The following is a 20,547-nucleotide window of genomic DNA, read 5'->3' on the forward strand; positions in this document are numbered from 1 at the left end:
CTACCTAATAAGTACGAGACTTTCACTAATTTGCACTATAAATATTTCGGCACCGGGTTAAACGACCGCCGGTGAATTGGGCACGCCCCTAGGCGAGCAAGTCCGGCGAGGTGCTCCTTCGTCCCGTAGCCCATGTTTTCGGCAAAGCCATAACCGGGGTAGACCCGGTCATAATCCTTCATCAGATGATCCCGGTATTCCTTAGCGACAATACTGGCGGCCGCCACGCTGATACTTTTTTGGTCGCCCTTGATCAGGGTGGTTTGCGGGTAGTCAAACGGCAACGGAACCGCGTCGACGATCAGGTGGTCCGGCCGGTGGTTCAGATTACGCACCGCCCGCATCATCGCATCCTGGGTTGCCGCGTAGATGTTCAGCCGGTCGATCGTTTTCCGGTCGTTAACCGCAATGCTGACTTCCACGGCCTCATCGACGATCCTGAGATAGAGCTGCTCCCGTTCGTGGCGGGTCAGCTGCTTGGAGTCCGTTACCCCAATCAGGTCAAAATCAGGATCTAAAATTACCGCGCAGGTCACCACCGGGCCAGCAAGGGGACCGCGCCCCACTTCATCCATCCCTGCGACGTAACGGCAACCGCTCTGCCAGAGCTGCCGCTCGTAATTAAAGCGTTGCTGAAAGGCCTGACGCGCGGCTTCCTGGCGTTCTACCCGTCGCTGGTGCTGCCGTAGTGCCGCCTGCACTCCCTTTCGGTCATCGGCAGCCAGTTCGGCCAACCGGGGATCCGTCAAATTGTCAATTGTTGCCAGCAAGGCCCGGACTTCACTGACCGTCTGCTTACTCATTGATTCCCTCCGCGTTCAAATCGCTCGGAACTTCCATCGTGATGGGTCCCAGCTTGCCCTTGCGTAAATCAAAAATCAGCCGTTCACTGGCCCGGTCATAGTCGTCACGGAAACCAAGTTTGCTGGTAATCGTTAGCAAAAGGTCGGGATTGCCAACTGCCGGGTCTAAGTCCTGGTCAGTCAGGTGGTAACGCTTCTTCAACAACTCCGGCTGGTGTTCCCGCAGGTAGGCCAGTGCAAAGAGGGCCACGTCGTCCTTTGGATAGAGACTATCCTTGATGGCGCCGGAAAGAGCCAGCATCACCCCCTGCTTAGGACTGGCAAACTTGTGCCAGAGCACACCAGGCGTATCTAATAACTCAAGTTCCGCCGACGAACGCAGCCACTGCTGCCCGGTCGTCACGCCGGGGCGGTTGCCCGTCTGGGCGACGTTCTTCTTGACCAGGTGGTTGAGGAGGGTCGATTTACCAACATTCGGTACCCCAACACACATGGCCCGAATCGGCCGCTTTTTAAGCCCCTTGGCCGCTTCCTGCGCTAACTGGTCATGGAGAATCTCCTTGCTTTTATTGGTAACCAGTTTGCTGACGTTATGCTGCCGCGAATCAAGTGCCAAGAATGGCTGCCCCTTCGCCGTAAAGTATTGCTTCCATTCCGCCAGCCGGTCCGGATCTGCCAAGTCGGTCTTGGTCATAATTAGCAAACGGGGCTTATCGCCTGCTGCCAGGGCCACCTCGGGATTTTGGGACGAGTACGGGACCCGTGCATCCACCAGTTCAAAGACAATGTCAACCAACGGCATTTGTTCACGAATCTGCCGCAGAGCCTTAGCCATATGCCCTGGGAACCATTGAATCGTTGCCATAATTAACTCCCTCCTAATTCATCGCATCCAAATACCGCCGCCAAGCCGCGTCAAAAATTGTCATCGACGGCAGGTAATCCGCGTTTTCTTCCAGATACTGCGAAATTTCCTCAAAGTCCGTTGACTGCTTCAGAAAGGCCGAGTCTAAAAAGGCGTTATTGGCGAACTGCTCAATCTCGTCTGCACTGTTCGGATTGCGCTGCGTCATTAGGTAGCGGTAAAAACTTTCCTGGTTCATATAAAACTCTCCCTTCTTAATTAGTCGGAACCGTAATCAGGAACTTAAACCGTCCCTGGGCCATGTTAATTTCCTGAGCCGAATACTTTAGCGACCGTTTAGCACTATACTGGTTAAGATCCAATAAGATTGTCTTCTTCTTCGCGTCAATTTTTACCCATTTGGGAACATTATAGTTCTTCGCAATGTAGCCCATCACGATTTTAACAGGAATATTGAGCCGGCCAATTGACAATCCCTTAGCCCGCAACAAAACATTGCCGTTCTTTTGCCGCTCGGGAATAAAGTTGAGGGCAAAGCGAATCTTGGCTCCCAGAAACTTAGTGTCCCCGGCCAAGGTCGCATACTGCTGGCCGACAATAAAGGTGTACTTGACCTGCTGGCCCTTCAAGAAACGGTTTAGGTAGTTTGCCGCTAGCGCATTCACCTGATGACGATTGAGTTCAACCGTCATCGAGGTGTCGCCAATGTCAGCTTTGCGGGTTACTGCTGGGGTTGGTGCCGGCGCCGTCACCCGGTTGACAACGATTCCGGTTGCCAGCACAATCACCGCCAGCAAAACGATAAAGGCCCACTTCCACCGGTTCACTGGCCGGTTTGTCTTTACTGATCTTTTCTCCATAGTTTACCTCTTTACGTACTCCCAACTGTCGTGCCGCTGCATTGCCTGGAAAAGGCGGTCAGCCATCTGCTCGTAGCCGCGGTGGTTGGGATGAAAATTATCTTCGGTCGAAATGTACTGGTTTAAATTATGATCCTTATTCTTCATAATGTTAAGCAAACGCGCCTGGGTAACCTTCCCCTGGTTGGCCTGCTCTTCTTTCCGCACCAGTTGTTGACGCTGGGCCGCGGTCTTGTACTGTCCCCACGACATTAAATGATTAATGTCGACGAAGTAGGCCCGCTTATATCCCCGGGTCACCGCTGCCGTCGTTGTGTTCCACTTGGCGATGGAATCATTGATGGTATCCACATCCGGGAAGTAGGTATAAACAGGGTTATAGATACTCAGGACAAAAATCGGGGCCTGCGGGTTTTCCTTGCGGACCGCCTGGAGCAGTTTATTTAAACTTGCGGTATAGGTCTGCTGAGCGGCCGCAACGTCCTTGTCAATCGTCTGCGGTGAGTTTAGGACATTTTTCTCCAGATTCTGCAGCAAGTCGTTTCCCCCAACGGTCATGGTAATTACATCGGCCTGGCGGAGATCCTGCCGCATCGTTTTTTGTGCGTTTAGGCGCGCAAGGATTTGGTCAGACCGGTCCCCGCTAACGCCGTAGTTAGCCGTTTCAACGGTGGTTTGCCGGTAGTGGTGTTCAATTTTTTGCTTAATGATCCCGACATAACCGCCATTCTTCGTTTCGTCCCCCTGGCCGAAAGTCAACGAATCACCGACCGCCACCAGGTGAACATCCTTCTTTTGAACGTACACCGGCTCTGCTGACCGCTGCCCAGCCAGGTGGTTATAAAAATACCACCCGCCGCCAAGCACGGCCAGCAGGCATAGCAACAGTAATCCTAGCCACCATTTCCTCTTCACAGCATAATCCTCCTCTGAACAAGAAGAGACCGGGAACCACCCCAGTCTCTTTACTATTTTAAAACTAATAATGTTATCACGCAGTAGCTTGCCGCGCGGCACCAGGCCGGGACAGCAAGCCAAGCAAGCTGGTTTAACCCTGCGTCCTTGTCAATCTTAACCTATTCAGTATAGTACAGCAGGCAGCAAGCGCCCATCCCCGTATGGGTGGCAATAATCGGCACCGTCTCCCGAACAACTACTGGGATATTCGGGTAAAGTTCTTCGACCGCCGCCTTGAGCCGGTCAACTTCCTTGTCACCCTCTACATGGGAGATCCCAATCCGCACTGGTTTGGGCCCTTCCGCCATCTCCTTGAGAATCCGGTCCCATTCCTTGTGGATAGCCTTGGTCCCGCGGCCCTTCATAATGATATGGATTTGGCCACCGTAGACCTGAAGCATGATTTTAATATTCAGAATATTTGATAGGGCACCGGCAAACTTGCTAACCCGACCACCTGCTACCAGGTTATCGAGGTTGTCAATTGCCAGGTAGAGCTTTGACTTTGCCAGGACGTCCTTCATCTTGGCAATCGCGTCGTCAACACTGCCGCCGTCCTCCAGGACCTTGGCTGCGGCAACAATTTGAAAGGCCATCCCCTGGTCGGTCGTCTGTGAATCATAAACCGTGACCTTCGTCTTAGTCATCGTGGCTGCCTGCTCCGCCGCATGGACGGTCCCGCTAATCGACTCCATCATCGTTACGCAGAGGACTTCACTCCCGTCCGCGCCGAGCTTGTCAAAGGCGTCGACGAATTTCCCGATTGGCGGTTGGGACGTCTTGGGTAATGACTTAGCATTCTTCATCATTTCCGGGAACTGGTCATTAGTAATGGTCTCCCGTTCAACGTAAATCGTGTCGTCAATCATTACCGTTAGGGGAATAATCGTAATATCATACTTTTTAATTTCTTCTTCGGTTAAGCCTGCCGATGAATCACAGACAATTTTTACTTGAGACATGGAAAATTCGCTCCTCCTTGTCGGCCATTATGTGTTATAATTTTACCTAGTTTTGATAACTAGGTAATGGGTTTACAAAATCATTATAACGAAAAACGGTTATATTTAAATACCTAATTCAATTTTTTATAGTAATAGTATACCAAAAAGCCCTTTAGAATTCACCGCGGATTGGTACGAAAGGAGTAATAAAGTTGGCACAAACAAGCAAGACAGATACTAGAACACTCTTAATTGAAATTGGAAACGCAATTACTCACGGGATTGGCACCGCCCTGGCAATCGCTGGGTTAGTCTTTTTGATTATCAGAGCAGCTCATACTGGAAGTCCCATGCGGGTCGTGACCTTTACGGTTTACGGCAGTATCCTCATCCTGTTCTATCTCTCGTCGACACTCTTCCACGCCCTCGTCTTTACCAAGGCTAAGCACCTCTTCCAAATCTTTGACCACTGCATGATCTACATCCTAATTGCCGGCACCTACACCCCCTATTGTCTGGTTGCCATCAGGGGCTGGGAAGGCTGGACGATGTTTGGCATTATCTGGGCACTGGCCGTCCTGGGTGTCGTTTACAAAAGCATCTGGCTCAAACACAAGAGCAACTACTCGACCCTGATTTACGTCCTGATGGGCTGGCTGTGTGTCTTTACCTTCTTCCCCCTCTGGCACGCACTGGGGCCGGTCGGCTTTGGCCTCTTGCTAGCCGGCGGCATTACTTTTACCTTAGGGGCGTTGCTGTACAGTCGGCCAACCGCTTACACCCATTTTATCTGGCACTTCTTCGTTCTGGCCGGAACAGCACTGATGTACTTCTCAATTCTTTTTTACGTCTAACACCCATTTTTCAAACCAGCAGACGACCTGGCCAGCTTCTTCGACCGGTTCGCGGCTAACCCGGTGCCACTGATCATAATCGATCGGTGGCATTTTTGTATCGCCACCATAGTGACCATTGATCACCGTCCGGGTCAACACCGTCGCCTGGTCAAGCAGCTGAGCAAACACCTGCGCCCCGCCGATGACGCTCACCGTTTCCGCACCAGTCTGGGCTAGCCACTGCTTAAAATCAGCGGTCGTGGCAAACGACTGGACCCGCTCATCAGCAATCGGATGGTGAGTCAGAACGATATTCTCCCGCTGGGGCAGCGGCCGGCCAATTGACTCGTAGGTACGCCGGCCCATCACAACGGGATGACCGACCGTCTCCTTCTTGAAGTGACGCAAATCCGCGCTCACGTGCCAAGGAAGGTCATGGTCCTTGCCAATCCAGCCGTCGAGATCCTCCGCCCACACAAAGTTTACTTCTGTCATTTAAAACCTCCTAGACTGCTACCGGAGCCTTAATTGCGGCCTCGTGAGTGTAACCCTCCAACTTGATGTCTTCCATTTCGTACTGGTCAATCAGCTTCGGTTCTGCCGGCAGAATCAACCGTGGTGCCTCATGCGGCGTCCGGGAGAGCTGCTCCTTAATCTGGTCGAGGTGGTTCAGGTAAATGTGGGCATCCCCTAAGGTATGCACGAAGTCCCCCACCTGTAAACCGCACTGGTGGGCAATCATGTGGGTCAGGAGCGCGTAACTGGCAATGTTAAACGGAACTCCCAGGAAGATGTCAGCACTCCGCTGGTAGAGCTGACAGCTGAGCTTGCCATCGTTAACGTAAAATTGGAACATCGTGTGGCACGGTGGGAGAGCCATCGATGGCACGTCCTCTGGATTCCAAGTGGAAACAATCATCCGCCGTGAATCCGAGGTCGTCTTGATCTGGTGAATGACGTTAGCAATCTGGTCAATCGTTTCCCCATTGCTGGTCTTCCAGTGCCGCCACTGGCTACCGTAAACTAGGCCGAGGTCCCCGTACTTTTTCGCGAAGTCCGCGTCGTCAATGATCCGCTGGCAAAAAGCCTTCTTTTCTGCCAGGTACTGCTTCTTAAAGTCCTCATCGACCAACCAGCGGTGACCAAAGTCGGTCATGTCTGGGCCCTGGTACTCGTCACTTTCCACCCACTTCTTAAAAGCCCATTCGTCCCAGATATGGTTATGGTGCTGGAGGAGGAAACGGATGTTGGTGTCGCCTCGTAGGAACCACAAGAGTTCACTTTTGATTAAGCCAAACGGGACCTTCTTGGTCGTTAAAATCGGGAAGCCCTTTGCAAGGTCAAAGCGCATCTGGTAGCCAAAGACCGACCGGGTTCCCGTTCCCGTCCGGTCAGTTTTTTCATGACCGTTTTCCAAGACGTACCGGGCGAGGTCCAGGTATTGCTGTTCATTTTGATTTACTGCCACTTGTCTTACTCCTTTACTATTCCACGTAATTGCTCAAGTATTCCCAGCGGGCCGTCTTTTCATCGACTTCCTGCTGAACTTCATTTAATTCCTTTTGGAGAGCCGCTAGTTTCGGGTAGTCGTTAGCGGCCGCCGCCATTCCCTCTTCAATTTCCTGCTGCTTCTGGCTGAGGTCATCCAGGTCTTGGTTGATCTGCTTCCATTCGATTTCCTCGGCATAGGTCAACTTCGTCTTTTCGGCTGGCTGCTTTTGGGTGGATGCGGGACGGCTGGTCTTGGCTTTTTTGGCCTTAGGAGCATCCTGCTCACTTTCCTTAGCCTGCTGTTGCTGCTTCAGGTAGTCCGTGAAGTAACCCGTGTAGCGTTCGATGTTTCCCTGTCCATGGAAAATCAGCAGGTTATCCGCCACTTTATCAAGGAAGTAACGGTCGTGAGACACCGTGATGACCGTTCCTGCAAAGTGATCCAGGTAGTCCTCTAGCACCGTCAGCGTTCCAATATCCAGGTCGTTTGTCGGCTCGTCGAGGAGCAGGACGTTCGGTTGCTGCATTAAAATCTTGAGCAGGTACAACCGCCGCTTCTCACCACCAGATAGCTTTCGAATCAGCGTGCCGTGCATAAAGCGTGGGAAAAGGAAGCGTTCCAGGAGCTGGGTAACGCTGAGCTTGTTGCCATCCTTGTCCGTCACGCTATCAGCCACCTCGGTCAGGAAACTAATCATTCGCTGGTCATCATCGACCCCCTCGGTTTGCTGAGTATAGTAGCCTAACTTGACCGTTTCACCAATCTTAACGACCCCACTGTCTAATGGCAGCCGGTCAGCAATCACGTTCAGGAGACTAGTCTTGCCAGCCCCGTTTTCACCGGTAATCCCAATTCGGTCACCGGCTTGGACCAACCAGTTAAAGTCCTGAAGGATCTGGTGATCGCCCAGGGTAAGGTTGGCATCCTTAAACTCAATCACATCTTTTCCCAACCGTTGGGAGCCAAGGTTGATTGAGATGTCCTCATCGGTCTTGAGCTTGCCAATTTCCCCCTCCAGCTTGTGGAAGTGGTTAATCCGGCCCTTCTGCTTAGTTGAGCGGGCCTTGGCCCCTGTCCGCATCCAGGCCAGTTCCTTTTTATAGAGCTGCTGATTCTTGCGTTCAGTTTCCTTGGCAAGTTCAACCCGCTCGGCCTTTTTTTGTACAAAGTCCTGGTAATTGCCATCATACTGGTACAGTTTACCAAAGGAAAGTTCCCAAATATGGTTGGTGACCTGGTCCAGGAAGTAACGGTCATGGGTTACGACAACGACTGCTCCCTTGTAGCCCGCCAGGAAGTCCTGTAGCCAAACAACCGAATCAAGATCCAGGTGGTTGGTCGGTTCGTCTAACAGCAACAGGTCAGGTTGCTGAATTAAGACTTGCGCTAGGCCAACCCGCTTGAGCTGGCCTCCAGACAAGTCAGCGATTCGCTGGCTGGTGTCAGTGATTTTAAGCTGGGTTAAAATCGTCTTAATCCGGCTATCAGCCTCCCAGGCGTCCTCCTGGTCCATTCGTGCTTGCATCTTCGTGTAGCGGTCGCTGGCCTGCTGGTCCTCTGGATGGGCGCTAAAGTCAGCCAGGGCTTGCTCGTATGCCCGAATCGTCTTGAAAACCGGTTGTTCTCCATCAAAGACGGCTTCCATAATGGTTTTGCCTTCATCCAACCGGGGCTGTTGGCGGAGATAGCCAATCGAATAGTCGTTAGGCGTGGTAATCGTCCCGCTCTCGGCACTGGTTTCCCTTGCGATAGCGTTTAGCAGACTTGTTTTACCGCTCCCGTTAACCCCGATCAGACCAATCCGGTCGTTTTCATTAATAATGAAGTTTACGTGGTCAAAAAGGACTTTTTCACCGTAAGTACTGGTCAGCCCCTCTACCTTCATCGTTTGCATTTTATCAATCCTTCTTTGCTATCCTAAAATGGCGGCCCGTTGCAGCAGCTCAGCTTTGTCATTTGCCAGCCGACCATTAACAACGTCTTCCACCAGGGTGTTCAATACTTTTCCCAGGGCGGGGCCTGGTTTTAACCCGGCCTCCTGAATTAAAGTTCGGCCATCCACCGCCAGCTCCTTGGCCGTCTTGATTGGCAACTCATCGTACTGCTTTTTCAAACTAGCCGCTGCTTGCTGCCAGCCGTAAACTGCCGCAACCTGGTTAGCGTCGCTTAATGCCGGCCAACCAACCGTAAACATCAGGTCTGGAGTGACTTGTTTCTGGCGGAGAGCATTGACCGCTAAAATAATCTTTCCCACCTGACGGATGGTTTCATTCGATGTTTTCCACGTACGCAGGAACTTAGCCGCCTGCTTTCCACTCAAGCCCAGTTGAACAGCCAGCAATGCCCAGACTTGGTCGACATTTGTCAGGGCCCAGCCATTAGCATTCACTAGCAGGAGACTGAGTTGTTGGCGAGCAGCTTTCAGTCCTGGACAATATTGGTAAAGGCCCGTTTCCAGGAAGTCCTTTAACCCTGCGGGCGGGTTTTGGCCTAAAAACATTTTTTCCAGTTCTACCCGGATCCGCTCCACAGCGATCTTAGCTAGCAGGTGCGCATTGGCGTTAATGCCTTCCAAGGTTGGCCGGTCAATCACGAAGTCCAACTTGCTGGCGAAGCGGACCGCGCGCATCATGCGGAGGGCGTCTTCATGAAAACGTTCGTTGGGGTCACCCACCGCCCGGATCAGTCGGCGCTGCAAATCACCCAAGCCGTCAAAGAGGTCCACTACCTCGCCGTTTTCACGCAGGGCCAGGGCATTAATGGTAAAGTCCCGGCGTTGTAAGTCCTCAGCTAGGGAGCGCACGAAGGTGACATTGTCTGGTCGGCGGAAATCCTGGTAGCCAGACTCGGTCCGGAAGGTAGTGGTTTCATACCCAACCCCGTGGTCAAGAATCATCACCGTCCCGTGTTCGATTCCGGTATCAACCGTCCGTTTAAAAATTTGCTTAATTTCACTAGGGTAGGCACTCGTCGCAATGTCAATGTCATGAATCGGGTCACCGAGAATGGTGTCGCGAACACAGCCACCGACAAAATAGGCCTCAAACCCCGCCTGCTCGATTTTTTGCAGTACCGGACGGGCGGGTTCAAATATTGGTGGTAATTTTTTTATTATCATTTCATCAATCCCTTACCGTGAAATTTTGTAACAATCAGTATTGATTATAGCAAATCCCGGCTCATCATGCGAAAGTCTTTATTTAGCGGTTTGGTTTTTGTGTTATAGTTAAAGTAAATAATTTCTTGAAAGTGAGCTTCAACCATGGATTATCCCTACCAGCAAAATTTCCGCCGGTTCCTTGACCAGCAGGAGCTTTCCCCGCTGACCATCAAAACCTACGACACCAGCCTTACCAACCTCTTTAACTACTTGCGTGCGAACCGTCCCCAATTTGCCCAGCAACCGACACTCGACAACCTAACCGAAACGGATGTCCGCGCCTACCTTAACTACCTCCGGGACGACAAGCAGATCACCATGACGACTTACAACAAAATTCTTTCACAGCTGAACCGCTATTTTCGCTACCTCTTCACCCACCAACTGATCAGCGACTACCCCACCCTTACCCTGCACGGGCAGGCGGTGGCTCCCAACCAGCGTGTTGCTAGCAAGTGGTTAGCAAAGCTCGACCAGTTGTTAGCGGATGAGCACTTGCACTACTACACCCGGCTCACCCTGCTCCTGAGCAAGTATGGCTTCACGGTCGGTGAATTTCTCCAACCGGGATTTTACCAGGTCTTCGGTCAGCTACCACTGGCCACCCCCGCTGAGCAGCGCTTTCGTCGCCAGTTGCTGGACTATCTCGCTCCCCGGCAGCGGCTACAACACTCGTCCGACCTCTTTCTCAAGCAGCGGTTCAACCCCACGAATCCCCGGCTGAGTAACCCCGCCCTGCATAAGTTCCTCCACCAGGACGAGGAATACCTGGGGTTCAGCCTCGCCCCCAAGTACCTGCACCAAAGCTACATCCTGCTCTACCTGGCCGAACACCGCCGGGACAGTGACCAACAGCTTGAGGACGCCCTCCACCTTGATCCGGCCTCACTGCTCTACTACCAACGGCTTTTGATCAGCGCCGACCTCTAATTGACAGTAAGTTGGCAGTGTTTCCCTTTAAAAAGCCCAATGAGCTCCAGCGCTCGGTAAAGCCGAACTGGAGCTCATTGGGGTACTACACTATTTATTTTCTTATAGGGATGTTGCCTGCTCAGCTGAACCCTCTTTCCAAGACTATGAGGGAATGATGGGCGGTTTTAATACTCTTCGTATTCCGCTAATAAGTCCTGCATTTCAGCATCCGTTGGTTCTAGTTCCAGGTAGTGGCGCAAAGTCGGCAGGAGGTGCTCACGCTGTCCAGTTTCCTGATAGTAACCAACCAGTTCCTTGAGGAAAGTCGGGTTGTCAGCATAAGCAGGGGCCGCCGCCTGGTAATCCTTACCAGCCTGGGCAAATTCTTCGGTTCGCTGGTACGACCGGGCCAAGTTCCAGTATACCTGGGGGTCGACCTCGTCCTCTTCCGTTAGGGGAGCCAGCAAGGCAATATTTGCCTTGTCATCATGCTGGTGCAGGAGGAAGTTACTGTACTGCAAGGTAATCGTCAGGTTATCCGGATCCAGCTCGTGAGCCTTAGTCAGGTACTTTTTCATTAACTTAGCGTTTCCCAGGTGACTGACAATCGCGGCCGCCTGGGCATACAGTTGCTCATTATACTGGTCAACCGCCAGCCCTTCCTGGGCCACCTTCAAGGCCTGCTGGTACTTGTGCTGCTTGGTCAGCGCAGTGGCTAAGGCCGGGTAGGCAGACGCGTACTGGTCATCATCCTCAATCAGTTCGCTCAGTTCTTTTTCCGCGGCGTCTAACTGGCCGAGCGAGAGTTCCGTCAGTCCAGTTTGGAAGCGGATGTCGCTGGTCCGGTATTCCGGCTTAACCTGCTGCAGGTAACCAAGGGCCTGCTTAAATTGCCCGCTCTGGGCGTAACACATCCCTAAGCGTCCGGCGATGTCGACCTTGGCAAAGTCGGTATAGCCATGCTTGATCAGCTCAAAGTAGTAGCGAATCGCCTCGTCGTAATGACCAATCAGGAAGTAAAACTCACCAAGGGCAAACTCCACTGCTGGCTCGTCCGGTGCAATCCGGTAAGCCTCCTGCAACTTCTGTTCGGTCACCTCAAATTCTTCTTCCGTCTGGTACAGGTCGGCAGCGACCAGCAACGATTCTAAATAGGCGGGTGAATCCGGCTTGACCTGGGCAAGGTAGGAAAGGGCCTCATCGTTGTGGCCTTCGTCGATGGCAATCGTTGCCAGGTTGGTTCGCAACTCATCCTCGGCGGGGTATCTTTCTAACAGGGTCAGGTACACCCGCTGGGCCTGCTGAAGAAAGCCGAGACCGTAAAGCTCCTCCCCCAGACTGAAGAGCAGCTCATCATCGTCTTTTGCCAGGGCCTGGCGAAAACTTGACCGGGCGGCTTCTAGCTGACCCGCCTGGAGCTGGTCAAGCATTTGTTCTGAATAGGTCATTCATAGTCCCTCCTCATGTAATTACTTCCTTTACTATACCATGAGACAAAATAAAGCGAGAAGGAAAGACCCTTCTCGCTTTACCGTCTTTAGACTGTTAAATTACTTAACAGCATCCTTTAAAGCTTTACCAGGCTTGAATGCTGGTACCTTGCTTGCAGGAATTTGGATTTCTTGTCCAGTTTGTGGGTTACGGCCCTTCCGTGCAGCACGTTGACGTACTTCGAAGTTACCGAAGCCGATCAATTGAACCTTTTCCCCCTTGGCCAAAGATGCTTGAATTGAACTGAAGACAGCGTCAACAGCTGCAGTAGCATCCTTCTTGGTCAAGCCAGTTGCATTAGCAACATTGCTTACTAATTCTGCTTTGTTTGCCATTTGTTTTCACCTCCCACAAGTCAACACACAAGATGCTGACACTCAAATGTTAATTTTGAGTGGTCCAAAATTAACGAAATAATTACGAGGAGTTCGTATCATTTCATTGTTAAGGTTAGCATAGTGAAACCCTGCTGGCAAGCGGTTTTGGCAAGATTTCACCCGATTTTTAATCTTTTTTATTGTCGCTGCCGCTTGATGATATGAATCGGGGTCCCCGTAAAGTCAAAGGCCTGCCGAATTTGGTTTTCCAAGTACCGTTCGTAGGAGAAGTGCATCAGCTCTGGATCGTTAACAAAGACAACAAAGGTCGGTGGGGCCGTTGCCACCTGCGTCGCGTAAAAGATCCGCAGACGCTTGCCGTTTTGCGTTGGCGTCGGGTTGGCAGCAATCGCGTCCATAATAACGTTGTTCAAAACAGACGACTTGATCCGCCGTTCGTGGTGGGCATAAACCTCTTCAATCATTTCCGGCAGCTTGTTCAAGCGCTGCTTGGTCTTGGCAGATACAAAAATAATCGGCGCATAGGACAGGTACTGGAACTCGTGACGGATCAAGTTGGTAAAGTCGGTCATCGTCCGTTGGTCACGCTCTTCTAGCGTATCCCACTTGTTTACGACAATGATGACCCCACAACCAGCTTCGTGAGCGTAACCGGCGATGTGCTTATCAATCTCCCGGATTCCCTCCTCGGCGTTCAGCACGACCAGGACAACGTCACTCCCATCGATTGCCCGCATTGCCCGCATCAGGGCGTAGCGCTCAGTATTTTCGTAAATCTTGCCCTGCTTGCGAATTCCCGCGGTGTCAATCATGGTAAATTCCTGCCCGTCCTTAGCGACGAAGCGGGTATTGATGGCATCCCGGGTCGTCCCCGCCATGTTCGACACGATCACCCGGTTTTCACCAAGAATGCCGTTGACCAGGGACGACTTCCCAACGTTTGGGCGGCCAATCAAGCTAAAGCGAATGCTATCGTCATCCTCATTTGCAGCGTTCTCGGGGAAGTTATGGATTACCGCATCCAACAGGTCCCCGAGGCCAACACCATGCACACTGGAAACAGGATATGGTTCGCCCAGGCCAAGAGAGTAAAAGTCGTAAATATCATTTCGCCGTTCTGGATTATCGACCTTATTCACCGCCAGGACAACTGGCTTGTTGGAACGGTAAAGGATCCGTGCTACCTGCTCATCGGCATCGGTCACCCCGCTCTCAACGTCAACCACCAGCACAATGACGTCGGCCTCGTCAATGGCAATTTCTGCCTGTTGACGAATTTGGGTCAGCAGGGGCTGGTCTGACAACTCAATTCCTCCGGTATCAATCATGTTAAAGTTCTTGCCGAGCCATTCTCCATGTGCATATATCCGATCCCGGGTGACTCCCGGGGTATCTTCGACAATGGAGATTCGTTCACCAGCAATCCGGTTAAACAAGGTCGACTTCCCGACGTTCGGCCGACCGACAATTGCAACAACTGGATTAGTCATCTTTTCACCTTCCTTCAAAGAATAAAAAGGAAGTAACCACCAACGGCGCCACTTCCTCCTTAATAGTTAATTTTTAATTAGCGAAACTAGTTCCGCAGGTTCTTTAATTGGTCACCAATCAAGTCACCCATTGAGAAGCCACTTTCTTCTTCAGGGGCGTTGCTCATTGCAGAACGGTTGTTGTTCCGCCGAGAACGACGACGGCCACGGTAGTTTTCACCGTTGTCACTGTCTTCACCCTTTGGACGTTCTTCAAGAGCCTTCATGGAAAGGCCAAGACGTTGCCGTTCAGGGTCAACGTTTAAGACCTTCACTTGAACTTCTTGACCTGGCTTCAGCACGTCAGCTGGCGTAGCAATGTGCTTGTGGGAGATTTGGGAAATGTGAACCAAACCTTCAACACCAGGGAAGACTTCCACGAATGCACCGAAACTCGTCAGACGCTTAACAGTCCCAGTCAGGGTGCTGCCAGCAGGAGCCTTTTCTTCGATGTCATCCCATGGGCCAGGCAGAGTTTGCTTGATTGACAGTGAAATCCGTTCACGGTCAGGGTCAACACTCAATACCTTAACCTTTACGTCTTGACCAGCAGACAGAACGTCTGACGGCTTGTCAACGTGGTCGTAGGAAATTTCAGAAACGTGAACCAAACCATCAACGCCGCCAAGGTCAACAAAGGCACCGAAGTTAGTCATCCGGGCAACCTTACCTTCAACTACGTCACCTGGTTGTAATTCAGCAAAAATCTTTTCAGCAGCTTGTTCGTGTTCTGCCTTTACGATTTCCTTGTGGGAAAGGATCAGCCGGTTTTCACTTGGTTCGATTTCAATAATCTTGAATTCCAGTTCTTGACCCTTAAATTGGTTCAGGTCTTCAACGTAGTGATCAGTGATCATTGAAGCAGGAACAAAGCCACGTACTCCAGCATCAACAACTAAACCACCCTTAACTGCCTGGGTAACCTTAGCAGTGATGGTTTCACCATCATCAAACTTCTTCTGAATGTCATCCCATACCTTACGGGCTTCCAGACGACGGTGAGAAAGTAAGTAACTACCATTTTCCTTATCATTGCCAATCTTAGAGATGACAACTAAGTCTAATTCGTCACCTACTTTAACTGCATCATTGATGTCTTCAACTGGCTTGGTTGATAATTCCTTAGCAGGGACGACACCTTCAACCCCTGCATCTTTAATACCAACGATAGCTTGGCGATCATCATCGATTGCCAAAACTTCACCCTTGACAACATCGCCCACCTTTACAGTTTCGATGCTATCAAGCGCTTCTAACATATCGTTCTTGTTTTCGTTGTTTTCAGCCATTAAAAAAAATCCTCCTTGCAACAATCAACTCTGATGACTATTTTACTAGAAAACTTCACCCTTTTCCAGTGTTTAAGCCAATTCGTTGAGAGTTTTTTCAATAATCGTGCTAATCCGGTCAACAACTTCGTCGATCGTTAAGGAAGTCGTGTCAAGGCGGACCGCATCTGGCGCCTGAACGAGGGGTGAGACCTTCCGTGAAGAGTCCTTCTGATCCCGCAATTCAATTTCCTTTTGCAGCTCCTCCAGCGAAGCAGTTGCGATCCCCTTTGCCTTATTTTCGACGTACCGGCGGCGGGCCCGTTCATGAGCGGTCGCAACCATAAAAATCTTGACGGGAGCGTTTGGCAGAACCGTTGAACCAATGTCGCGGCCGTCCATGACAATCCCGCCTTCTTCGGCAATCTGCCGCTGCTGGTTAGTCATTTCTTCCCGGACTGCTGGAATGGCGGCAACTGCTGACACATTTTGGTCGATCCGCCCCTGACGAATAGCCGTCGTGACGTCGCGGCCGTTTAAGAAAACCCGCTGTTCAGGTTCACCCGGAGCAAAACTAATCTTAATTTCCCGGGCGAGTTGGCTTACCTGGGTCGAATCCGTCACCGCAATCCCCTGGTCAAGGGCTGCGAGCGTCACTACCCGGTACATTGCGCCAGTATCGCAGTAAACATAGTTAAAGCGTTTGGCAACAAGTTTGGCGACCGTCGACTTGCCGGCCGATGCTGGACCATCAATGGCCACTTGAATTCCTTTTTTCATAATAATGAACTTTCCACTCCCTAATGATTTACCGTACCCGGAGCTGTTGTCCAGGGTGGATCGGTGTATTGATTGAAATGTTGTTCAGCCGGGCCAGTTCTTGAGCTGTTAACCCGTTCTGAGCTGCAATTCGGTAAACACTTTGCCCCCGGCGCACAACCACGTACTGCCGGTTGGCAGCCGGTTCCCGGTTGCTGGAGGCCGCCTGACCAGCAGTTGATTGCCTAGTCGTCATTGCCTCCCGGGCAGCACTGTTAAACGAACTGCTAGTTTGGCTGGCGGCCCTTGAAGTGCTGCTAACCGACCGGTGACTGCTGGTTGAACTCACCCGATGAGTTGATTTTTTTTTACTACTCACCGCCGCAGTTTGCTCGGTCCGGGCCGGATGGTTAAACGACTGCTTATTGTTTAACCAGAAAATCAGTGGTGAAGCAGCAAGGACGATGATTAAGACCACTAAAACAGTGGTAATGGTCGAACTATGAGCCTCCTGCTTCCGCCGTTCCGTCCGCGATAGGTGGCCGGTGCTATCGACATCTTCATTATCAGTAAATTTCTTATCCCACAATTCATCGTTTTGGCGGCGGCTTTCTTCTCGCTTCTCACTCATAAGCTATGCCCCTCCCCTCTATTGAAAGTTAACATTTTGATTGTAGCGCACTAATTTGTCCCTTGTCTAGCTGGTAAAAACCGAAAAGGTAACTTTAGCTAAGATTTAATAAAGTCTGGAGGTGCTGATCCCAATTATCGTTAACCGTCTGACGGACCTGCTGCTGCCGGGGCGGCAAGAGCGACTGACTGCGCCAGTCGGGAACTTCACTGTCACAACACCGGTCCTGCTCAACCACCTGCTCGCCAAAGTAATTAAGCAGGAAGGCCCGGCGGCAGGAAGTGAGGCGCAGGTACCTTTGCACTTGTACTAACTGCCGATTGGTCTGGCGGTGCCGCTTTTTAAACGCCGCAACAATTTGGTCGGCGGTGTAGTGCTGGCGAAAGTAAAAGGTAAAGAGGTCGTGATTACTGCCCAAGGCTGACGGCGGCAACTGCCCCGCGTGAACTTTTTCCAGCAGGCCGAGCGGTGGCAGGTCGACGGTCGTTAGCTGCCGGGCCAGCAGGTCATCGCCAGGGCAGGTCAGCAAAACCGCGACGCTTTGCCGCCCATCACGACCAGCCCGGCCAATTTCCTGTACATAGTCAGCAAGGTTGGTCGGCTGGTGGTAGTGGATGATGAAGCGGATATCGTCCTTGTCTACCCCCATCCCAAAGGCGCTCGTGGCACAAATCAGCTGAAGGTCGTCAGCCATGAATTGCTGCTGAACACGAAAACGGTCGGCGGCAGGCATCCCCGCATGGTAGGCCGCCACAGCTAACCCACTTTGCTTTTGCAACCAGTCAGCGGTCGCCGTTGCAAGGCGGCGACTGGCGAAGTAAATGATCCCTGCTCCGGAGAGTTCTTTTACCAGTTGGAGCAGCCTGGCTGCCTTTTCATCCGGTGAAGCCAGCTCCTCAACTGCCAGGAAAATATTTGCCCGGTTGACTGACCGCCGGATAACCGTCACCTCGTCAGCTGTCAGCCCCATTTTAGCAATAATATCCGCCTGAACACGCGGGGTGGCCGTAGCAGTCAGCAGTAAAGTCGGTGGTGTCCCCAGTTCTTCCCTAAACCGGCGCAGCAACAGGTATTCCGGCCGAAAGTCTGGGCCCCACTGGGAAATGCAATGGGCCTCATCGATGGTCAGCATAGCAACATTGACCCGGCGCAGACAAGCAGCAACTGCCGGATTGGCTAGGATCTCCGGGGAGGCAAAGACAAATTTTGCCCGGTCCAGCTGGCTTAATTGCTGGTCCCGGGTTCGCCGATCCTGGCCGCTTAGCAGCAAGACCCGTTTCTCGCCACGGCGGTGGAGGCGATCGACTTGATCCTGCATTAGTGAAATCAACGGCGAAACGATTAAGACGATTCCGGGACGGAGGTAGGCTGGTAGCTGGTAAAGCAGCGATTTTCCTCCCCCAGTAGGCAGAATTGCCATGGTGTCTTGCCCCGCTAAAATCGCCTCAATCGTTGCCAACTGGCCGTCACGGAACTCTTGATAGCCAAAGTGATGCTGTAATGCTTGGTAAAGCCGGTCACGATTCATTTTGTGAATACTCCTTATAAATTTGGTACAGGCGAAAATAATAAAAGTCACTATTCTCATCGCCGCTCCAGCCCTGAAAACGCCAGTGGATCACATCACCGCGAAAGTGATGGTCTAAAAATTTCCGCTGCTTTGCTGGCAATAGTTGTGCCCAGTCAAGCTGCTGGGGCGTCAGGATCGCAGCTGTCAGGAGGTGTTCACGAACGGTTCCCAGTTTCAAACGCCGGCGCTCTGCGATCCTAACAAGCTCGAGCCCCTGGCGTGCTAGCTGGACGGTTGTCTGACAACTGCGCGAAATTGGTGCTGGCGCAATGAGCGGGCGCAACAGACTCGCCAGCGGGCCAGTCGTCCGCCGGGAAAAAGCAGTAACGGCTAACCACAGATCATGGTCAAGAACCAGGGCATCAGCCAGACTGAGCTGGAGGCGGTCAGCTAGCTGATTAAGCGTCCACCCAGCCTGGTCATGACCAATCAAGCGGTTGACCAGTGCCGCCGCCAAGCGTTGGTCTTCATTAGCCAAGGCACCAGCAAGGAGGTGCAGCTCTGCATATACTTCCTGCACAAACTGGGCTGATTTAAAGTGCCGAAACCAGCCCCGCACCGCTTCCTGGTCCGTAAATGGAACGGCGAGGGGTGCATAGTAGCGGTTGTGGTATGCAAGCTCGGAAGCCACTTGAAACCCCAACAGGAGGCGTCGCTGAACTGTCTGCGTATTGGCAAGCCAGTACCAAGGATAAAAGTGAGGCTGGTAAGGTGACGGTTGGCTTTCCTCATAGCTAACCCCGGCCGCCGTCAGTTTTATTTCGTCAGCACCGACGCGTTCAAGCAGGCCCGCCCCGATCAACACTGCAACTTCCTGGTCAAATTGCGCCCGGCTGAGACGGCGCCGCGCACCAAGCCAGGTTAAAATCCCGTAATGCTGGGCCCAGAAAAGGGTCGCTACCGTCTGCCGATTAGCCAGGACGTTCTCAATCACCCGTTCTCGCCGCGGCTGGTGGTAGCTGCATAAGCGCAGTAGGTATGTATTCATCACCACATTCCCCTCCCCTTTAAATAATACGGTAAAAGTGGTCGTTTTCATGTAATTCGGGCAAAAAGTTTACCCGATCGGTAATCAGGCTCATGGTGCTGACGCACGGTTGCTAACCTGCAACGGCCCTGTCCCAAAATTACTTTACCACAAAAAAGAAAGAAGACTCCACCTACACTTCCCGTGCAAGTGAAGTCTTACTATCCTGACAGTAATTATTCCATCCGGTGGCGCTGCAGCCACTGCCGTAGATGAGCAGCGATTAAGATAAAGACAATCGACAGCAGCAAGCCCTTGACAATGTTAAACGGCAACACCCCCAGGGCCACTAGCTGGGCTACCGGCAGTGAAGACTGCCAGTGCCAAACCGCCATGTAGAGCGGTGTGATCACCCAAAGGTTCAGTAGAGACATCACTACGGTCAGCACCAGCGTTGCCAGTGGAATGGCCGTCAGCGCCTGCCGCTTAAAGGACCATCCCTGGTGCCGCCAGACATAGTAAAACGGGAATAACAACGCTAATGACGAAATGAAGTCACTGCCAACCCCAATCAGGTCACCGATTGCAAAACCATTGACCATCGCGTGCAGAAAACACTTGATAAAGGCCACCACGACCCCCGCCAACGGTCCGTAGAGGTAACCGCCCAGTAGCACCGGAATGTCGGAAAAATCGATTTTAAGGTATGAAGCAACCGGAATGATGGGAAACTCAAACATCATTAGGATAAACGCTAAGGCACCCAAACAAGCGATGCCAACCATCCGTTGAATACGCTGATGTGATACTGTCATAAATCAACAACCTCCATTGAGATTGCCTTCGTTGGCCCTTCCACAAAGAAAAGGCGCTGTCAACTGCTTACAGTCAACAACGCATTACTTTATAGAAATCTTCTCTATACCAGACTTTACTGTCGGCACTGGACTTACACCAGATTCAACCGTTCACACGGGTTGCGGGCTGTAACCGCCGGTCGGGAATTGCACCCTGCCTTGAAGACGAATCAGTTCATATTGTACGTTTTCATTGTAGCGAGAATTCCGCGCCGTGTCAACGCTGATGGCTTCTAGCAACCACGCCTTGCTTCGCGGATATTCGCCTTTTTCATCCGTTTTACCATCCTTGCTCCGTTTTAAAACTA

21 protein-coding genes and 1 riboswitch are annotated in these 20,547 nt (G+C 51.8%); of the genes, 2 read left to right on the forward strand and 19 right to left on the reverse strand.

The window, feature by feature from the left end; all coding sequences use genetic code 11:
* Positions 1-35 precede the first annotated feature (35 nt).
* The 6 genes from FC49_RS01125 to FC49_RS01150 form a co-directional block, all read right to left on the reverse strand.
* Positions 36-803 carry a ribonuclease HII gene (locus tag FC49_RS01125; RefSeq protein ID WP_003711903.1) on the reverse strand — a complete coding sequence of 256 codons (768 nt, stop codon included), beginning with the start codon at positions 801-803 and terminating at the stop codon, positions 36-38.
* A complete protein-coding gene (gene ylqF / locus FC49_RS01130) occupies positions 796-1,668 on the reverse strand; it encodes a ribosome biogenesis GTPase YlqF (RefSeq protein ID WP_003711909.1) in 873 nt (290 codons plus the stop codon). Before ylqF ends, FC49_RS01125 begins: the two co-directional genes overlap by 8 nt.
* A 13-nt stretch (positions 1,669-1,681) precedes the next feature.
* Entirely contained in the window at positions 1,682-1,906 is a 225-nt protein-coding gene (locus FC49_RS01135) for a YozE family protein (protein WP_056983843.1), read from the reverse strand.
* A gap of 16 nt (positions 1,907-1,922) precedes the next feature.
* Complete coding sequence (locus tag FC49_RS01140; RefSeq protein ID WP_003711870.1) at positions 1,923-2,528, reverse strand: YpmS family protein; 606 nt, start codon at positions 2,526-2,528, stop codon at positions 1,923-1,925.
* A 3-nt stretch (positions 2,529-2,531) separates the two neighbouring features.
* The gene (locus FC49_RS01145) at positions 2,532-3,443 is read right to left on the reverse strand and encodes an SGNH/GDSL hydrolase family protein (protein ID WP_056983846.1); all 912 of its coding nucleotides are present in this window, start codon (positions 3,441-3,443) and stop codon (positions 2,532-2,534) included.
* A 161-nt stretch (positions 3,444-3,604) separates the two neighbouring features.
* Complete coding sequence (locus tag FC49_RS01150) at positions 3,605-4,447, reverse strand: DegV family protein (protein ID WP_003711807.1); 843 nt, start codon at positions 4,445-4,447, stop codon at positions 3,605-3,607.
* 194 nt (positions 4,448-4,641) lie between these two features.
* On the opposite strand from FC49_RS01150, the gene trhA reads away from it, so the two are divergent.
* On the forward strand, positions 4,642-5,283 hold the full coding sequence (trhA, locus tag FC49_RS01155; protein ID WP_003711856.1) for a PAQR family membrane homeostasis protein TrhA: 642 nt from the start codon (positions 4,642-4,644) through the stop codon (positions 5,281-5,283).
* On the opposite strand, the gene FC49_RS01160 is transcribed toward trhA, so the two are convergent.
* Genes FC49_RS01160 through FC49_RS01175 form a run of 4 tightly spaced genes read right to left on the reverse strand, consistent with a single transcriptional unit; the run spans position 5,263 to position 9,875 of the window.
* Positions 5,263-5,760: a dihydrofolate reductase gene (locus FC49_RS01160; RefSeq protein WP_003711822.1), complete on the reverse strand. Its 498-nt coding sequence runs from the start codon at positions 5,758-5,760 to the stop codon at positions 5,263-5,265. The two genes, trhA and FC49_RS01160, sit on opposite strands and share 21 nt — an antisense overlap.
* A 10-nt stretch (positions 5,761-5,770) precedes the next feature.
* The gene (locus FC49_RS01165; RefSeq protein WP_056983848.1) at positions 5,771-6,733 is read right to left on the reverse strand and encodes a thymidylate synthase; all 963 of its coding nucleotides are present in this window, start codon (positions 6,731-6,733) and stop codon (positions 5,771-5,773) included.
* Between the two features lie 16 nt (positions 6,734-6,749).
* A complete protein-coding gene (locus FC49_RS01170) occupies positions 6,750-8,651 on the reverse strand; it encodes an ABC-F family ATP-binding cassette domain-containing protein (protein WP_003715276.1) in 1,902 nt (633 codons plus the stop codon).
* 18 nt (positions 8,652-8,669) lie between these two features.
* Positions 8,670-9,875, reverse strand: a complete 1,206-nt coding sequence (locus tag FC49_RS01175) for a CCA tRNA nucleotidyltransferase (protein WP_056983850.1) — start codon at positions 9,873-9,875, stop codon at positions 8,670-8,672.
* A gap of 144 nt (positions 9,876-10,019) precedes the next feature.
* On the opposite strand from FC49_RS01175, the gene FC49_RS01180 reads away from it, so the two are divergent.
* Complete coding sequence (locus FC49_RS01180) at positions 10,020-10,847, forward strand: site-specific integrase (protein WP_003711835.1); 828 nt, start codon at positions 10,020-10,022, stop codon at positions 10,845-10,847.
* 167 nt (positions 10,848-11,014) lie between these two features.
* On the opposite strand, the gene FC49_RS01185 is transcribed toward FC49_RS01180, so the two are convergent.
* The 9 genes from FC49_RS01185 to FC49_RS01225 form a co-directional block, all read right to left on the reverse strand.
* A complete protein-coding gene (locus FC49_RS01185) occupies positions 11,015-12,277 on the reverse strand; it encodes a tetratricopeptide repeat protein (RefSeq protein ID WP_003715290.1) in 1,263 nt (420 codons plus the stop codon).
* Positions 12,278-12,379: 102 nt separating this feature from the next.
* Positions 12,380-12,655 carry an HU family DNA-binding protein gene (locus FC49_RS01190; protein ID WP_003711911.1) on the reverse strand — a complete coding sequence of 92 codons (276 nt, stop codon included), beginning with the start codon at positions 12,653-12,655 and terminating at the stop codon, positions 12,380-12,382.
* A gap of 179 nt (positions 12,656-12,834) precedes the next feature.
* A complete protein-coding gene (gene der, locus FC49_RS01195) occupies positions 12,835-14,148 on the reverse strand; it encodes a ribosome biogenesis GTPase Der (protein WP_003711831.1) in 1,314 nt (437 codons plus the stop codon).
* 86 nt (positions 14,149-14,234) lie between these two features.
* On the reverse strand, positions 14,235-15,476 hold the full coding sequence (rpsA, locus tag FC49_RS01200) for a 30S ribosomal protein S1 (RefSeq protein ID WP_003711800.1): 1,242 nt from the start codon (positions 15,474-15,476) through the stop codon (positions 14,235-14,237).
* A gap of 72 nt (positions 15,477-15,548) precedes the next feature.
* Positions 15,549-16,235 (reverse strand): (d)CMP kinase, encoded by a 687-nt coding sequence (cmk, locus tag FC49_RS01205; protein ID WP_003711812.1) that lies wholly within the window; start codon positions 16,233-16,235, stop codon positions 15,549-15,551.
* Between the two features lie 28 nt (positions 16,236-16,263).
* On the reverse strand, positions 16,264-16,845 hold the full coding sequence (locus FC49_RS01210) for an SAG1386/EF1546 family surface-associated protein (RefSeq protein WP_003711926.1): 582 nt from the start codon (positions 16,843-16,845) through the stop codon (positions 16,264-16,266).
* A 94-nt stretch (positions 16,846-16,939) separates the two neighbouring features.
* Complete coding sequence (locus FC49_RS01215) at positions 16,940-18,373, reverse strand: RecQ family ATP-dependent DNA helicase (RefSeq protein WP_056983852.1); 1,434 nt, start codon at positions 18,371-18,373, stop codon at positions 16,940-16,942.
* Positions 18,363-19,403, reverse strand: coding sequence for a helix-turn-helix domain-containing protein (locus FC49_RS01220; protein WP_034537479.1), 1,041 nt, complete (start codon positions 19,401-19,403; stop codon positions 18,363-18,365). The genes FC49_RS01215 and FC49_RS01220 overlap by 11 nt, the downstream gene beginning before the upstream one ends.
* Before the next feature lie 215 nt (positions 19,404-19,618).
* The gene (locus FC49_RS01225; protein ID WP_003711928.1) at positions 19,619-20,197 is read right to left on the reverse strand and encodes an ECF transporter S component; all 579 of its coding nucleotides are present in this window, start codon (positions 20,195-20,197) and stop codon (positions 19,619-19,621) included.
* Positions 20,198-20,290: 93 nt separating this feature from the next.
* Positions 20,291-20,410: riboswitch (FMN riboswitch) on the reverse strand.
* Positions 20,411-20,547 lie beyond the last annotated feature (137 nt).

The sequence above is a fragment of the Limosilactobacillus oris DSM 4864 genome (genome assembly GCF_001434465.1).
Classification (GTDB): domain Bacteria; phylum Bacillota; class Bacilli; order Lactobacillales; family Lactobacillaceae; genus Limosilactobacillus; species Limosilactobacillus oris.

Bases quoted from the DNA above. Each gene is read 5' to 3' on its own strand.
- FC49_RS01125 (WP_003711903.1), bottom strand. From the start codon at position 803: ATGAGTAAGCAGACGGTCAGTGAAGTCCGGGCCTTGCTGGCAACAATT.
- ylqF (WP_003711909.1), bottom strand. From the start codon at position 1,668: ATGGCAACGATTCAATGGTTCCCAGGGCATATGGCTAAGGCTCTGCGG.
- FC49_RS01135 (WP_056983843.1), bottom strand. From the start codon at position 1,906: ATGAACCAGGAAAGTTTTTACCGCTACCTAATGACGCAGCGCAATCCG.
- FC49_RS01140 (WP_003711870.1), bottom strand. From the start codon at position 2,528: ATGGAGAAAAGATCAGTAAAGACAAACCGGCCAGTGAACCGGTGGAAG.
- FC49_RS01150 (WP_003711807.1), bottom strand. From the start codon at position 4,447: ATGTCTCAAGTAAAAATTGTCTGTGATTCATCGGCAGGCTTAACCGAA.
- FC49_RS01160 (WP_003711822.1), bottom strand. From the start codon at position 5,760: ATGACAGAAGTAAACTTTGTGTGGGCGGAGGATCTCGACGGCTGGATT.
- FC49_RS01170 (WP_003715276.1), bottom strand. From the start codon at position 8,651: ATGCAAACGATGAAGGTAGAGGGGCTGACCAGTACTTACGGTGAAAAA.
- FC49_RS01175 (WP_056983850.1), bottom strand. From the start codon at position 9,875: ATGATAATAAAAAAATTACCACCAATATTTGAACCCGCCCGTCCGGTA.
- FC49_RS01180 (WP_003711835.1), top strand. From the start codon at position 10,020: ATGGATTATCCCTACCAGCAAAATTTCCGCCGGTTCCTTGACCAGCAG.
- FC49_RS01185 (WP_003715290.1), bottom strand. From the start codon at position 12,277: ATGACCTATTCAGAACAAATGCTTGACCAGCTCCAGGCGGGTCAGCTA.
- FC49_RS01190 (WP_003711911.1), bottom strand. From the start codon at position 12,655: ATGGCAAACAAAGCAGAATTAGTAAGCAATGTTGCTAATGCAACTGGC.
- der (WP_003711831.1), bottom strand. From the start codon at position 14,148: ATGACTAATCCAGTTGTTGCAATTGTCGGTCGGCCGAACGTCGGGAAG.
- rpsA (WP_003711800.1), bottom strand. From the start codon at position 15,476: ATGGCTGAAAACAACGAAAACAAGAACGATATGTTAGAAGCGCTTGAT.
- cmk (WP_003711812.1), bottom strand. From the start codon at position 16,235: ATGAAAAAAGGAATTCAAGTGGCCATTGATGGTCCAGCATCGGCCGGC.
- FC49_RS01210 (WP_003711926.1), bottom strand. From the start codon at position 16,845: ATGAGTGAGAAGCGAGAAGAAAGCCGCCGCCAAAACGATGAATTGTGG.
- FC49_RS01215 (WP_056983852.1), bottom strand. From the start codon at position 18,373: ATGAATCGTGACCGGCTTTACCAAGCATTACAGCATCACTTTGGCTAT.
- FC49_RS01220 (WP_034537479.1), bottom strand. From the start codon at position 19,403: ATGAATACATACCTACTGCGCTTATGCAGCTACCACCAGCCGCGGCGA.
- FC49_RS01225 (WP_003711928.1), bottom strand. From the start codon at position 20,197: ATGACAGTATCACATCAGCGTATTCAACGGATGGTTGGCATCGCTTGT.